Below are 14,006 nucleotides of genomic sequence, written 5' to 3'. Positions count from 1 at the left end.
GATATCACTCGGCCAGCTGGTTGATCTTTTCGACCCAGCCTTGCGGCCAGTCCTTGGCACGCGGCGAATCCATGTAAGCCTTCTGAACATGGGTTCTGAAGGCATCGACATCCGGCGTCGTCACCGTGAGCCCTTCGCCCTCGAAGAATTCAACGAGATCGTTTTCAACCTTCACCCGTTCTGCATTGTTCCAGTCGCACGCGGCTTTGGCTGCGGCTGTCACCGCCTGTTTCTGTGCATCGTCAAGCTCATCCCAGAACTGGTTCGAAACCGAGAAGTTGATGGCATCGACAAGATGCGATGTGAGCGTGATCTGGTCTGTCACCTCATAGAATTTTGCGGCCTCGACGGTTGGCAAAGGATTATCCTGTGCATCAATCGTGCCGGTCTGCAGGCCAAGATAAACCTCCCCGAAAGGCAGCGGCGTCGGGTTGGCGCCCAGCGCCTTGCCGAGGAACAGCCAGGCATCGGAACTTGGCATGCGCAGTTTCACACCGCTCAGGTCTTCCGGCGTTTCAATGTCCATCGTATCGCGCAGGTTGAGCTGACGCGTTCCGAGGTAGCACGCATCAAGGATCTTGATGTCCATTTCATCGGAAACGGTCTGCTGGAATTCCTGGCCGATATCGCTGTCGAGAAACGCACGATAATGCGCCGGGCTGCGGAACAGGTAGCCAGCCGTCAAAAGGCCATATTGCGGCAGCGCATCGGCGATCAACTGATACGATACATAAGTCATTTCGGCATTGCCGCGCTGAAGCGCATCGAGGTCAGCCCCCTGACCGAACAATGAGCCGGAATCATAAATCTGAACGTCAAAGGCGCCCGGCATTTCCTTGTCGATGGCATCCTTGAAAACATGAAGGGCTTTGGTGTGCAGATCAGTTGGCACACTGGGAACCGTCATTTTCATTTCGATGGGATCAGCCGCCATAACAGGTGTGGCGAGCATCACAGAGCACAATAGTGCCTTGGCGAAAGTGTTCTTGGTCAAATTGAGTCCTCCAAAAATTTATCGGCCGGGCTCCTCAGTCTTCTTCCCTCCCGGCGACCGAAACAGACTTTACGGCCTAAGCGTACTGATGTAAATGCTGATTGTATCAGTAATACTGTAATTCATCTGATCAAATTGAGAGGATGATTGATCTGGGGGGAGCCAGAATGAAAGCCGAGAGTAATCTCAAAGGCGTTGTTGCCGCGTGTGTAACGCCGGTCACGAAGACCTACGATATCGATACGGACCGCCTCAAGGCGCATATGGAAACAGTTCTAGACGCTGGCTGTGCCTATGTTTCCGAATTCGGCACGACCGGAGAAGGCGCATCCTTTTCAACGCGGCAAAAAGCCGATGCTCTGAAAGCAATCGCCGGTTCCGGTATGGATATGAAGCGCCATATTCCCGGCGTGGTTTCATCTTCGCTGGACGAGGCCGCCAGCATGTTCAGGGCGATCGCCGAGGTTGATGCGCGGGCAGCGCTGGTGATCCCGCCATTCTACTATGCTCCGTCTTCACCTGAAGCTGTCGCCGATTTTTATGATGCGATGATCACCAGGGCCGGGGCCCCGGATACGGAGATCATTCTCTACAATTTTCCGCATTTTTCCGGCGTGACATTCGATGAGACGCTGGTTCAGATCGTGCTTGATCGGCTTGGTGAGCGAGTTATCGGTATCAAGGATTCCACCGGAGATCTTGACGCTGGCCTGAAACTGATCAGACGCTTTCCGCAGCTTTCGGTCTTTACCGGTGATGACCGTATTCTGCCGGAGATGGTTGCCGCAGGTGGCGCGGGAATGATCGGTGGCATGACCAATCCCTTTCCGGCTGATACTGTTCGCCTTTATACCGGCCCTGTGACTGAAGATTTCAGAAGGCAGGCCGCTTCGCGCATTGAAGCTGTCGATGCATTTGGCGGGCTTACCGTTTTGAAGGCTATGGTGGCAGAGCAGCGCAAAGAGGCAGCTTTCAAAACAGCGGTTCCACCGCTTAAGGTGGCCAGTGAAGAGACAATGAAGGCAGTTTACAAACGTATTGATGAGACACTCAAGGAATAAGCAAACGGAGAGGAAGTCGGTGCGATGACGAAGTTTCATGCCGCCGGAGAAAGCAGCTCGGGCGTGAAAGATGCCGCCTACGACCTGTTTCAGGAAGCGCTGATGAGTGGCAACCTCCGACCGGGCCAGATGGTCAGCCAGCGCGCGCTTGTGGAAATGCTGCACCTGTCGATCGGGGCTTTGCGTGAACTTCTGCCTCGGCTGCAGGCAGAAGGTCTGATCAACGTTTTGCCTCAGCGGGGAATTTTGATCCCCGCCATTGATCTTCCCATGATCCGCAATGCTTTCCAGATGCGCGCCGCCCTTGAGCGTGAAGCCGTCATCTATGCCGTGCGCGAAATGCCGGACAGTGTGCTGGAGAACCAGCGCAAGCTCCATACCGATATCATTGACACAGTGCGAAGCAAGCCCACGCCGGAAGCGCTGGCGCGCGGACAGGAAATCGACACGGGATTTCATAACCTGCTGATTGCGGCAACGGGTAACGAACTTCTGCGCAATACCTATAATATCAATGCCATTCGAATGCGCCTGATCAAGCTGGACCGGATCAAGCTCAATGAACACGTTCTGCCGGATGCATTCGGCGACCATTTAGACATTATTTCCGCCATTCAGGAGCGCGATACAATGAAGGCAATTGAGGCCATGGATCGCCATGTCCGTAATGCGCGTGAGCGCGCATTGCAGCTCTGAAGGCTTCGAAAAAAACACCTGTTGCCGTGGAGGAACCTGCTCCGGCGTATTCAAACTGACTTGCGGGAGGAAAACCCATGCTGCAAGCGCATAATCTGCGCGTCAACGCCCTTGAGACACCATCAGGGCTGAACGGCGAGAGCCCACGTTTTTCATGGTCTGTGTCGGGCAAGGCCAAACGCCAGGAAGCCTGCCGGGTGGTTGTCAGCAGCAACAGGCATCTGGCCATGAATGGAACAGCGGATATCTGGGACAGCGGCAAGCGCGAAGGCGACTGGCCGGGTCTGGTCTGGGACGGTGCACCACCGCAGTCTGACTGTGTTTTTTGGTGGTCTGTTTGCCTCTGGGACGAAAATGGCGACAGTGCTGGTTTCTCGGAACCGGCAAACTTCTTTACCGGGCTGAACCGCGAGGATTGGTCGGCGGAATGGATCGCACGCTATTTCGTTTTGCCGGCCGGACGCGAAGTCCCACAGGGCAATCGCTACGACAATCGCTATCAGGCCCGCCCGGCAGACTACCTGCGCCGGGCTGTTGTCCTGCCGGAAAAACCGGTGCGCGTTCGCGCCTATGTCTCCGCGCTTGGACTTTACGAGCTTTCCGTCAACGGTAAACGCATTGGCGATTACGTGATGGCACCGGGCTGGACCGACTACCACCAGCGCGCCGAATACCAAAGCTTCGATATCACCGATAGCTTTCAGGAGGGCGAGAACGTGATTGGCGCCATCCTGGGCGAAGGATGGTATTCCGGCCGGATCGGCCACAACCAACGCCGCGCCGGCAATCATTATGGCGGTCGTCCGTCCTTTCTCTGTCAGCTAAGCCTGGAATATGCCGATGGACGGCGGGAGACGGTCGTCACGGATGAACAATGGCAGACAGCGCAAGGGCCTATCCTCTACAGCGACTTTCTCGCCGGTGAGGCCTATGATGCACGCCTTGAGATCGCCGGATGGGACAAGCCCGGCTTCGATGCCTCAAACTGGCAGCCGGTTGAAGTCTTCACACCTGATCCGGCAGCCCCGCACCTCGATGCCCAGCGCGTTCAGCCCGCCCGTGAAGTCGCACGCTTTGATGGCCGTTTCCTGCACGAAAAGGACGGTGCGCGCATTTATGATTTTTCGCAGAACCTCGCCGGTTATGCAAAGCTGCGTGTTCAGGCCGAAGCCGGAACGGTTTTCCGGCTGCGTTTTGCCGAACGCCTGACCGATGACGGCGCGCTCTACCTCGACAACATGCGCTATGCGGTCAACGAAGATATCTACATCGCGAAAGGTGAAGGCGAGGAAACATTCAAACCACGCTTCACCTTTCGCGGTTTTCAATATGCCAGCCTGACGATTGAAGGTGCGATCTCCGCTGAACCGAAGCTTTGCGCCATCGCAATTCAGACAGACACGCCGGCGACAGGCAAAATCGAAACCGGGAATGCGCTTGTCAATCAGCTTCTGTCCAATATCGTCTGGGGGCAGCGCGGCAACTTTCTTTCTGTCCCGACCGACTGCCCGCAACGGGATGAGCGTTATGGCTGGACCGCGGACGCACAGGTTTTCTGGCGCACAGCCGGTTACAACATGGATGTCGAGGCATTCCTCAATAAGTGGATGGAAGATCTGATCGACGGTCAGGCACCGCAAGGCGCGTTTCCGGACGTGGCCCCGACCAAGCCGCTCAATCCATATCGTCTGACCCCGCAGCCCGGCGCGCCTGGCTGGGGCGATGGACCGATCATCATGGCGTGGCAACACTATCTGCGCTATGGCGACCATCAGTTTCTGTCGCGCGCCTATGAACATCTGGTCGCCTGGATGGATTATATCGAGGAGGCCAATCCGGATGGCATTCGCCGCAACCGCAATAACAACAATTACGGCGACTGGCTGAATGTCGGGCCGAAAACCGATCCCTTTCTGGTTGCCTCTGCCTACTGGATCTACATCTCCGATCTGATGGCAAAAATCGCGGGCGCGATCGGGCGAACATCCGCGCGCTGGGAAGTCTTGTCCAAACGGCTCAGAAACGCCTTCTGCGAAGAGTTCTGTGACGGCATGGGAAGACTTTCAAGCAACACGCAAACGGCCTATCTGCTGGCGCTCGATTTTGAGATTTTGCCCGAGGATATACGCCCGGCTGCTGCACAGCACCTTGAAAACCTCTTCGAAAATGCCGGCTGGCACCTGCAGACCGGTTTTCTCGGAGTCCGCCATGTCTGCCCTGTGGTTGCCAACCATATCAGCGCTGAAAAGGCGGTCGATCTGCTGCTGAAGGAAAGCTATCCGTCATGGGGCTTTTCAATCCGCCATGGCGCCACAACCATCTGGGAACGCTGGGATGGCTGGACGCCCGAAGACGGTTTTCAAAGCCCGAACATGAATTCATTCAACCACTATGCCTATGGCTCCGTCGGCGAGTGGATCTGGTCGCGACTGGCGGGCATTGACTGGTGCGAGATTGGTCCGGGCTATCGCCACCTCACCATGAAACCGGTTTTTGACAAACGAATAGGTCATGTGAAGGCCCGGTATCATGCGCGCACCGGCACCATTGAAAGCCAGTGGCAGTTTGATGGCAGCACAGGCCAGTGGTCGATAACAATTCCGCCCGGCGTTTCGGCAACTGTCACGATGCCTGAAAACGTAACCGCACTCCGGCACGACGGCGAACCGGTTGCCGATGCGGTTATGCACCTTTCATCCGGCACACATCGTTTGACGTTTGCCGTTGCGGGCTGAAAGGGGTTTTCTCACACTGACAGTCCGCTCCCGAGGCCTGCCAGAAAGCAGACCATCTGAGGCTCGATCCATCAGGCATTCCGGCCCGCATGGTATCGCCTTATCCGAATTCGTTATTGCGGTTTAAAATCCTATCCTCAGGCATCAGCGAAATGTGCCGGAGGATAGAAACTTGCCTGAACTAACGTCCGTTGGAGCTTCTCATACCAGCAATACGCCCCCGCAGGTAAGCACAGTCATATCCTTAGGGAACAGGGCAAGGCAGACATCACCCACCAGAGGTGATGTGCCACATCAACGCGAACCAGAGGGCGCGAATGACACCTCGGCCGAACGAATTTCAGATATTCTAAGGGTGCGATCAGGCTCTATGGCCGCCAGCCCTTCTTCTGCCAGAGCGGAGACCGGCAACATTCAAAGGTCTTTCTCACAGCCGGCCATGAACATTGCAGACCTTCCCGTCGAGACAGTCCGGCAGCTTCAGCAGGACGGCATTTTGAACGAGCGGCGCGATTTTACGCAGCAGGTCGAAGCAAGTGTCCTTAACCAGGTTCTCAGCGCGGTTGAAAGGCAATGGCCGGACAACCCGGTGTTGAGCCTGGTCAACGAGCGCTTTCGTAGCCATGGTCTCAATATCAACCAGCTTGCATGGACTCCGTCATCAGGCAATGGCATCGGGACATTGTCGGCTTACAATAAAATCGGCGTTCAGCTGCAGTTCTCGCCCGCACTGACCCGACACAGCGATGGAAGCACATCACTGACTGCGACACTGTTTCTTCTTCACGATGAAGCAGGTTTGGGCGGCGCCATTGCTGATCACGTCAAGGCCGGCGGACTGATGGTTGACCAGATGGGATTCCGCTTTGATCTGAAAATGCGGGGCCAGCAGAAACACTTCAGCAACTTCCAATATGTACAGGAGGTTCTGGTCCGTGGTGAAATGGCGCTGCCATATACAAATCTTCCGCCCCCTGAAAGCGAAACGACAACCTCTGCAACCGAAGGCAACGCTCGTCCTCCGCTTCCGGGCGGTCCCATTCAAGGCACGCTTGGATCAGAGGCCGGCATGACAGTATCCTGGAACATGCAGGATAATCCTGGCTGGGTGCAGGCATGCGGAATTCATCTCGCTTCAGGCCTTTTCGGCAGCATTGCTGGCGCATCAGCAGCTCTTGCAACAGGTGATAATCCCTTTGGCAGCACTTCCGGACTGGCGACACGTTTTGGCTTCGCGGAAGCTGCGCGCCTTGCTTTTAGCCACAGTCAGTATCTGGTAGCCTCGAAATGGCCCAACAAGGCTAAGGCCTTTGTTGCCTTACCCGACAGAATTGATTTCTGGAACAACCTGCCAACGGTTGGCGTCGTGGACTGCAATGGCTCACCGCTGAACGGCGCAGCGGCTGCAACATGGTATCCGCGTGTGAACTTTGGGGTCGGCCCCAGTTACAGCCAGCCTCGCAGCGCAATCCAAAACGCGACTGCTGAGAACCCGGGCCGAGCGATCATCGACATATGGACGCCGCGGCAGGATGCGATTGATGAAGCAAACCAGGCTGCCATTCAAAACGGCGATATCGAGCTTGGCGCTTTGCCGGCACGCTCACGGGATGCTTCTGAAAACCCGCAAGCACCGACTTCGCTGAGACCCGTTGCTTCCCGGCGGCAGTCCGCTCCCGCTGCACAGGATATCTTTGGCGCAAGCTTAAGGCTTTCGCCAGCGCCGCAGGCCCGATCACGCAGCATGCCGGATATTTCATCACAGCCTGACCGGCTGGCGCAAGATCAACAACCGTCAACAACGATTGAAACCATTGATGAGACGGGTGACGGGGCGCAAATCACACGGTTTTGAAGCTTTAAACCCAACCGCCTCTGTTCGCGGAGGCGGCATGCCAGCCAGCGGCATTATGAGGACTGTTTCCTCGGAAGGAGCAGCAGCATCAGCACGGCAAGCAGGATGCCTCCGACCGTCAGCAAAACCCGGCTTCCGGCCATGTCCAAAATACTGGTCCCCGGATGAAGGTTGAAAGCCACCGCCAATATCAGCATACCCACGCTAACATGGTAAACGCGATTTGCTTGACTGATTGATCGAGATAATTTTCGAGAATTTGGTGGAGCTAAGCGGGATCGAACCGCTGACCTCCTGCATGCCATGCAGGCGCTCTCCCAGCTGAGCTATAGCCCCATCAACATTCGAACCCGTCTGGAAAATCAGGTTCGTGATAACGCTTGATCGCGTCGGGTGGCGGCTTGATACTGAGGTTTCATGACAGATGCAAGCCCCAAAAAGCGCCAGAAATAAAAAAATGCCCAGCAAATCGCAAAAGCCTCCATTGGTTGCCTGCAATCACTTGTGCGCCATTGGAAACAGCCGAAGAAAACGCCCGAACCGCAGCCGTTAAGGCCCCCTCCCCGCAGTCCGTGGCATGTGACCCGAAAGTTCTGTCGGAAATGAAACGATTCATGACTTTGCAGCATTGGAAGGTTATGGCCGCGAACAAAGCAACCTGCGCTGCAAAACGATTAGAACAAGAGGTAACACACCATGCACATCGCCTGTGTCCACACAGCCAAAGGCAATATCGACATTTTCGAGAGGGCCGCCGAAGGGCTTGGCCTGCCGCCGAAGACGTTGTCTCACCATCTGCGTCAGGACCTGCTGGCGGCCACAGAAGAACAGGGATGGCTGACACCACAACTGCGTGAAGAAGTCGCAAGAGAGCTTCGCCAGCATCTCGAAGAGGCGGATGCCGTGCTGCTGACATGTTCTTCAATCGGTCCCGCTGTTGAGGATTTTCCCGATGCGCCGGTTCTAAGGGTTGATGAAGCGCTTGCTGAAGCGGCGCTGGCAGCGGACAGGAAACTAACCGTGCTGTGTGCCGCGCAAACCACGATGGAACCGACCGAAGCGCTCTTCTCAAAAGTAGCCAATGCACATGGCGGACAGTTTCAGATGGTGCTGGTTCCAGGTGCCTGGGAAAAGCTCAAGGCGGATGACAGCGATGGATACCTTCATATGATTTCCGAGGCCGCCGATCAGGCTTACCGCGATGGGGCCGATGCTGTCGCGCTGGCCCAGGCTTCCATGACAGGCGCAGCAGAGCGTGTGAAGCACGGTCCCGCTCCATATACGAGCCCCAAGGCCGGCCTTGCTGCCGCGGTTAAAAAGGCGTCTTCATAAACCTCCCGGCCGCATCTCATACAAAAAGCCGCCGGACCATCGCTGGCCAGCGGCTTTTCCTGGAAATCAGACGTTCAGGAAATACTGAACTTAGTTGTCTTCGTCTTCGTCGGAAACACCGATGATACCGGAAACGTCATCGTCATCATCGTCGTCAGTTTCGAGGAAGGTATCGTCGTCATCGTCTGAAATTTCGACTTCGTCGTCTTCGTCGCCATCGACGCTCGGGATATTATCGGATGGGCTGTCGTCATCGGATTCTTCCAGAGAAACCATTTCGACATCCGAGTTCTCCGTATCGACTTCGGCGACGTCGTTTTCTTCTTCTTCCTCGACCACGGCCATCGAAGCCGTATCCTCAAAATAGGACAGCGGCCAGGAATTGCCCGAATAGGGAGAGACCACCGGATCCTTGTTGAGGTCATAAAATTTCTTGCCCGTGTCTGGGCAGGTTCTTTTCGTTCCCAATTCCGCTTTAGCCACGTTCAGTCCCTCATAAATTCCGGATTAAAGGCTGGCACGCGCTAATCCGCCAGCAGTTTTCGCGCTTTCTTTAGGCGGTCCCCTTATAGCGCTATGCGCTGTCTGTCAAAGACTAAGTTCATCGATTGCGGCACGGGTGGAATGTAACCGAAAAACACCGGCAAAAAAGGGGTTTCACTTTACAGTCTTAAAAAAAACACCGATCCGTTAACCATTTTTAAAAACCTTTTCTTAACAGGCGCCCGGTAGACAATGCCGCATGTCTATTTCGCGCCTGTCAGTAGTCGCCGTTATTCTCGGCCTTGCCATTTTATCGGGTTGCTCGTCCACCGTCAGCAACGTCGGGAATAGTTGTGCCATTTTCGATCAACGCAATGGCCTGTTTGAAAATTGGCGGCGGGATGCGGAAAAAGCATCCAGAGACTATGGCGTGCCTGTATCGGTGCTGATGGCAACGATTTACGTCGAATCCTCATTCGATTCTCATGCGCGGCCACCACGCAAGAAAATTCTGGGCTTCATTCCCGGGCCGCGCGCCTCAAGCGCACTCGGATATTCCCAGGCCCTCGATGGCACATGGTCAGAGTATAAATCGCGCACCGGGCAGCGCGGTGTTTCCCGCACTGATTTCGGAGACGCGATCTACTTTATCGCCTGGTATCATTATCAAAGCCATATCAGGAACGGTATTGCGCTGAACGACCCTTACAATCTCTACCTAGCCTATCACTCTGGCCACGCCGGGTATTCACGCGGCGTATGGAAAAACAGACCTGTCGCCAAGAGTGCGGCGGCGCGGGCGCAGAAAATGACGCAGGTATATGAAGCACAGCTTCGCCGCTGCCCAGGCTGACAAACAGAATTTCAGTCTGTCTCAGGTTCGGGATTGTATTTGTCTACATGACCAAGATCACGCTCAGGATCGATGACATCGCGCACCAGCTGTTTCAGTTCTTTCGGTCCGGGAAATCCACCATCACGCTTACGCTCCCATATCAGAACCTCATCAACACGGATCTCGAAGATACCGCCGGTTCCCGGCTCAAGCTTTACTGCGGCCAGCTCGTGCGAAAAGGTCGAAAGCAGCTCCTGCGCCATCCAGGCCGAACGCATCAGCCAGTTACACATGCTGCAATAGGTAATTCTGACTTCAGGCTTGTTGGTCATAAAATCCTCCTGTTCACGAGCGATGCAGCAGGCTTAAACGATCAGCGACCGACAACACAGTCAGAACGCCATTTTTCTTTTGGTGATTTTAGGATAGCCTGAGGCTGTTGAAATCCGTTCACCCTTTAATGATTGCCTTCCGGGCAGATGAGGCCTTTGTCACAAAATGAAACAGTTTCGCTTGAGCGCACACAAGAAAACGATCCGGATCGCCGCTGTCGCTGGCGCTGTCATTGTGGCAGGCTGCTCCACCTATTCCACACCGCAGTATAACCCCGGTTCTGTTCGTCCACAGGTTCCGACCTCTGCCATTGATGGTCGGTGGCTTGATAAGAACGGGATTATTTCAAACTTTTCTGCCGGGCGTTTTGAAACGCGCACAGCCGATTCCAATCAGATCCTTGCGACGGGATCCTACACAGAGGTCGCCGGAAATGTGGTCGAAATTGACCTGACCTCAGTGCTGCGCCAGACCCGCAGCCGGGTCAACTGCTCGGTGATCTCAGACTACCTGATGAATTGTACGCCGAGCCAGGGTGACAAGTTCTCACTCTACAAGCCATCGACAGCCCCTTACGGTTTCACGCTGGCAGATGCACCTGCAGCCATTGCAAATGCAGCGAATGCGAACGGCCAGCAGGTTCCCGGTCAACAGGTCCCGGGCCAGCCTGTATCCGGCCAGCCAATGACCGGACAACCAGCGATGTCAGGGACGATGAGCAGCCCGGTTTCATCATCTTCGATGAGCAATACCGGTTTCCCGTCAACCAGCATGAACGCGAACTACTGACACATCGCAACTTTCTGACGATTTGCCACTATCGCATTTTCATAAAACCACGTTAAGCTCGCTTTTGAAGCGCGGACCTTTCGGGTAGGTCCGCGTGTCATCAAACGAGGAGTGTGACATGATGTCTTTTTCCAGAGCCGTGCTTCTGGGGGCTTCGGCGCTTGCGATTTCCGCAGGTAGTGCGTTTGCCGAATACGATCTGAATATCCTTCACATCAACGATCTGCATTCACGCATTGAGCCGATCAACAACTATGATTCGACCTGCTCGGCTGAAGATGATGCCGAGGGAAAATGCTTTGGCGGCATTGCCCGTGTAAAAAGCGCGGTTGATCAGCAACGTGAAGCGCTGTCCGGTGAGAATATTCTGGTTCTGGACGCGGGTGATCAGTTTCAGGGCTCACTGTTTTACACCCAGTACAAGGGTGCTCCGATCGCCGAATTCATGAACGGCATCGGCTTTGACGCCATGGCCATCGGTAATCACGAATTCGATGATGGCCCGGAAGAGCTTCTGAACTTCATTGACGCGATCAATTTCCCGATCCTTTCCGGCAATACCATCGCCAGCGAAGACAGTGTCGTTCATGGCAAATTCGACGGATACAAGGTTTTCGATGTCGGCGGTGAGCAGGTTGCCGTAGTTTCTGTGCTGGCAACCGATACCGGCGAAACCTCTTCACCGGGTGCGGCGATTTCATTCCGGGATGAGATTGAATACCTGAAAGAGGTTGTTCCTGAAATTGAGGCACAGGGCGTCAACAAAATCATCCTGCTTTCACATGTCGGTTACAAGCGCGATCAGGAAATCGCTGCCGCTGTCGACGGTATCGATGTGATTGTCGGCGGTCACAGCCACACCTTGCTTTCCAATTCGGATGAGGATGCAGCCGGACCATACCCGACCATGGTCACAAACCCCTCGGGTGTCGCGGTTCCTGTCGTCACAGCTTATGCCTACTCGAAATATCTTGGTGACCTTTCGGTGACCTTTGACGATGATGGCGTTGTGACCGCGGCCAATGGCGATCCGATCCTGCTTGATGGCAGCATCAAACCTGACGAAGCATTTGCAGAGCGTGTCGCCGAACTGGATGCACCGCTTGAAGAATTGAAGAAACGCGAAGTCGGTGAAACCGACGGTCAGATCAACGGAGACCGCACGGTCTGCCGTGTTGAAGAATGCTCGATGGGCAATCTCGTTGCCGATGCCATGCTCGAACGCGTCAAAGACCAGGGCATTGATGTCGCCATTCAAAATGGCGGTGGCGTACGCGCCTCCATCGGCGAAGGTGTGGTCACCATGGGCGATGTACTGACGGTCCTGCCGTTCCAGAACACGCTGGCCACATTCCAGATAAAAGGCTCGGGCATCAAAGCAGCGCTCGAAAACGGTCTTTCGAAAATTGATGAAGGCGCCGGTCGTTATCCGCAGGTTGCTGGTATGAAATACACATATGACCCGAGCAAGGAGCCCGGCAGTCGCGTTGTCTCCGTGGAGGTCATGCAGAACGGCGAATTCGTTCCGCTTGACGCTGACAAGGTCTACGGTGTTGTCACCAACAACTATGTTCGCAGCGGCGGTGACGGTTACGCGATTTTCGCCGAAGCTGGCATGAACGCCTATGATTTCGGTCCTAATCTGGAAGATGTTGTTGCTGAATATCTTGCTGAAAACAGCCCTTATCAGCCGATGACAGACGGCCGCATTCAAAACGTTTCCGAATAACGCAGCCACGACGGGAAAAGGCCCGACTGAACCGGGCCTTTTCATTCTTTATCATATTCTTCGCCAAGCCTTATTGCGTTTCCAGACCAAGCGCCTGATTGACCAGTGACAGACCTTCCATGCCATCGCGGTTTCCCATCTCTGCCAGCGCTTCAAAGACCTGACGCGCATCGAAATAGCGTTTGAGATTGTAGTAGGAATATCCACGGATCACCATCAGACCGGCCTCAAGGGGGGCGAGCTGATCCCGCTGACTGAGAAGCATCAGGGCATCGTTATAATGACCGCCCTGATAGGCTGCCAGCGCCCGGTTGGTCAGCAACTGGATCTGAACGTCGAGCTGCCTTTCACGGTTTAGTGGTGCCTGCGATGCCGATACAGCTGCTTTGCTGTTCAGCCCCATGCGCATATAGGCAAGGCTCTGGCCATAGGCGGCCTCTTCCCGCACTTTGGACGATCCTGATCCCAGTCCCACTTCAAATGCCTTCGCCGCTTCCATCGGTCGTTCAAGGTCCATCAGGCACCAGGCCTGCTGAACAGCAGCTGCTGGCGAAAGACCTTCGGGAGAACGGCCGGACCAGCAACTCCCGGATGATGACGCGCCTCCGCCCGATGTTGTCTTGCCAGCGCTGGATGACTTCGAGGAAGAGGTGCTACTGCGCGCTGTCGCGGTGGAGGATGCCGCCACCGGATCTCCCTGAGGCAAAGGTGTGCCTGCCGGCAGTGTCGAGAGGGAAACCTGATCGCCTGCACCAGCATCCTGCTGCTGTGGCGCATAGGTGTTGATATCGAACTGGCGCAGATAGTCGCGGTTCAGATAGGCCTGCTCATCAAACCTGTAGATCTCAGTTTTCTCCGAAGGCTGGCCGGTGGTGTAAAATGCAGCACGGATCTGCGCGACAGAAGGCTGATAGGCAAGCCTGCTCTGCTGTAACTCACTGTTGAGAACCGTGACGGTCTGCGCACCGGTCGCAGGATCGGTCCGGATCATCGAACGCGGTATTGAAAGCGTTTCAAAGGCGCGGCTTAGGCTGCTGACACGCGGTTCGTCGCCAGCGGAAGTATCATCTATAGCGCGACAATCTGTCTGAGACGCCGGCGACAATCTGTCTGAGATTCTATGTCGCGTCATTTGTGATGTTATCATCCTGATTGCCGCTGGCA

12 protein-coding genes and 1 tRNA gene are annotated in these 14,006 nt (G+C 55.2%); 8 read left to right on the top strand and 5 right to left on the bottom strand.

What is annotated here, in order from left to right; genetic code table 11:
- Positions 1-4 precede the first annotated feature (4 nt).
- Entirely contained in the window at positions 5-994 is a 990-nt protein-coding gene (locus tag EDC90_RS08495; RefSeq protein WP_245510995.1) for a DctP family TRAP transporter solute-binding subunit, read from the bottom strand.
- Between the two features lie 167 nt (positions 995-1,161).
- Between EDC90_RS08495 and EDC90_RS08490 the strand changes: the two genes are divergently transcribed.
- The 4 genes from EDC90_RS08490 (at position 1,162) to EDC90_RS08475 (ending at position 7,341) form a co-directional block, all read left to right on the top strand.
- The gene (locus tag EDC90_RS08490; protein WP_132310510.1) at positions 1,162-2,055 is read left to right on the top strand and encodes a dihydrodipicolinate synthase family protein; all 894 of its coding nucleotides are present in this window, start codon (positions 1,162-1,164) and stop codon (positions 2,053-2,055) included.
- Between the two features lie 24 nt (positions 2,056-2,079).
- A complete protein-coding gene (locus EDC90_RS08485) occupies positions 2,080-2,751 on the top strand; it encodes a GntR family transcriptional regulator (protein ID WP_132310508.1) in 672 nt (223 codons plus the stop codon).
- Positions 2,752-2,828: 77 nt separating this feature from the next.
- Positions 2,829-5,486: an alpha-L-rhamnosidase gene (locus EDC90_RS08480; protein ID WP_132310506.1), complete on the top strand. Its 2,658-nt coding sequence runs from the start codon at positions 2,829-2,831 to the stop codon at positions 5,484-5,486.
- 439 nt (positions 5,487-5,925) lie between these two features.
- Positions 5,926-7,341, top strand: a complete 1,416-nt coding sequence (locus EDC90_RS08475; RefSeq protein ID WP_132310504.1) for a hypothetical protein — start codon at positions 5,926-5,928, stop codon at positions 7,339-7,341.
- Between the two features lie 260 nt (positions 7,342-7,601).
- On the opposite strand, the gene EDC90_RS08470 is transcribed toward EDC90_RS08475, so the two are convergent.
- Positions 7,602-7,677: transfer RNA gene (locus EDC90_RS08470), tRNA-Ala, on the bottom strand.
- Between the two features lie 360 nt (positions 7,678-8,037).
- Between EDC90_RS08470 and EDC90_RS08465 the strand changes: the two genes are divergently transcribed.
- The gene (locus EDC90_RS08465) at positions 8,038-8,673 is read left to right on the top strand and encodes an aspartate/glutamate racemase family protein (RefSeq protein WP_132310502.1); all 636 of its coding nucleotides are present in this window, start codon (positions 8,038-8,040) and stop codon (positions 8,671-8,673) included.
- 90 nt (positions 8,674-8,763) lie between these two features.
- Here EDC90_RS08465 and EDC90_RS08460 read toward each other — a convergent pair whose 3' ends face one another.
- The gene (locus EDC90_RS08460) at positions 8,764-9,156 is read right to left on the bottom strand and encodes a TIGR02300 family protein (RefSeq protein ID WP_132310500.1); all 393 of its coding nucleotides are present in this window, start codon (positions 9,154-9,156) and stop codon (positions 8,764-8,766) included.
- Positions 9,157-9,415: 259 nt separating this feature from the next.
- On the opposite strand from EDC90_RS08460, the gene EDC90_RS08455 reads away from it, so the two are divergent.
- Positions 9,416-10,009: a transglycosylase SLT domain-containing protein gene (locus tag EDC90_RS08455; protein ID WP_132310498.1), complete on the top strand. Its 594-nt coding sequence runs from the start codon at positions 9,416-9,418 to the stop codon at positions 10,007-10,009.
- Positions 10,010-10,020: 11 nt separating this feature from the next.
- Here the strand turns inward: EDC90_RS08455 and EDC90_RS08450 are convergent, their stop codons facing one another.
- Positions 10,021-10,323 carry a SelT/SelW/SelH family protein gene (locus tag EDC90_RS08450; protein ID WP_132310496.1) on the bottom strand — a complete coding sequence of 101 codons (303 nt, stop codon included), beginning with the start codon at positions 10,321-10,323 and terminating at the stop codon, positions 10,021-10,023.
- Between the two features lie 166 nt (positions 10,324-10,489).
- Between EDC90_RS08450 and EDC90_RS08445 the strand changes: the two genes are divergently transcribed.
- Positions 10,490-11,113: a hypothetical protein gene (locus EDC90_RS08445; protein ID WP_132310494.1), complete on the top strand. Its 624-nt coding sequence runs from the start codon at positions 10,490-10,492 to the stop codon at positions 11,111-11,113.
- Between the two features lie 118 nt (positions 11,114-11,231).
- Positions 11,232-12,842 carry a bifunctional metallophosphatase/5'-nucleotidase gene (locus tag EDC90_RS08440; protein WP_207903879.1) on the top strand — a complete coding sequence of 537 codons (1,611 nt, stop codon included), beginning with the start codon at positions 11,232-11,234 and terminating at the stop codon, positions 12,840-12,842.
- Between the two features lie 70 nt (positions 12,843-12,912).
- Here EDC90_RS08440 and EDC90_RS08435 read toward each other — a convergent pair whose 3' ends face one another.
- Complete coding sequence (locus EDC90_RS08435; RefSeq protein WP_132310491.1) at positions 12,913-13,974, bottom strand: hypothetical protein; 1,062 nt, start codon at positions 13,972-13,974, stop codon at positions 12,913-12,915.
- Positions 13,975-14,006: the final 32 nt, after the last annotated feature.

The organism is Martelella mediterranea, from assembly GCF_004342225.1.
Lineage (GTDB): Bacteria > Pseudomonadota > Alphaproteobacteria > Rhizobiales > Rhizobiaceae > Martelella > Martelella mediterranea_B.
This window is presented reverse-complemented; position numbering and strand designations above follow the sequence as displayed.

Excerpts from the sequence above, each read along its gene's own strand:
- EDC90_RS08490 (WP_132310510.1), top strand. The coding sequence starts at position 1,162 with ATGAAAGCCGAGAGTAATCTCAAAGGCGTTGTTGCCGCGTGTGTAACG.
- EDC90_RS08485 (WP_132310508.1), top strand. The coding sequence starts at position 2,080 with ATGACGAAGTTTCATGCCGCCGGAGAAAGCAGCTCGGGCGTGAAAGAT.
- EDC90_RS08480 (WP_132310506.1), top strand. The coding sequence starts at position 2,829 with ATGCTGCAAGCGCATAATCTGCGCGTCAACGCCCTTGAGACACCATCA.
- EDC90_RS08475 (WP_132310504.1), top strand. The coding sequence starts at position 5,926 with ATGAACATTGCAGACCTTCCCGTCGAGACAGTCCGGCAGCTTCAGCAG.
- EDC90_RS08465 (WP_132310502.1), top strand. The coding sequence starts at position 8,038 with ATGCACATCGCCTGTGTCCACACAGCCAAAGGCAATATCGACATTTTC.
- EDC90_RS08455 (WP_132310498.1), top strand. The coding sequence starts at position 9,416 with ATGTCTATTTCGCGCCTGTCAGTAGTCGCCGTTATTCTCGGCCTTGCC.
- EDC90_RS08450 (WP_132310496.1), bottom strand. The coding sequence starts at position 10,323 with ATGACCAACAAGCCTGAAGTCAGAATTACCTATTGCAGCATGTGTAAC.
- EDC90_RS08445 (WP_132310494.1), top strand. The coding sequence starts at position 10,490 with ATGAAACAGTTTCGCTTGAGCGCACACAAGAAAACGATCCGGATCGCC.
- EDC90_RS08440 (WP_207903879.1), top strand. The coding sequence starts at position 11,232 with ATGATGTCTTTTTCCAGAGCCGTGCTTCTGGGGGCTTCGGCGCTTGCG.
- EDC90_RS08435 (WP_132310491.1), bottom strand. The coding sequence starts at position 13,974 with ATGACGCGACATAGAATCTCAGACAGATTGTCGCCGGCGTCTCAGACA.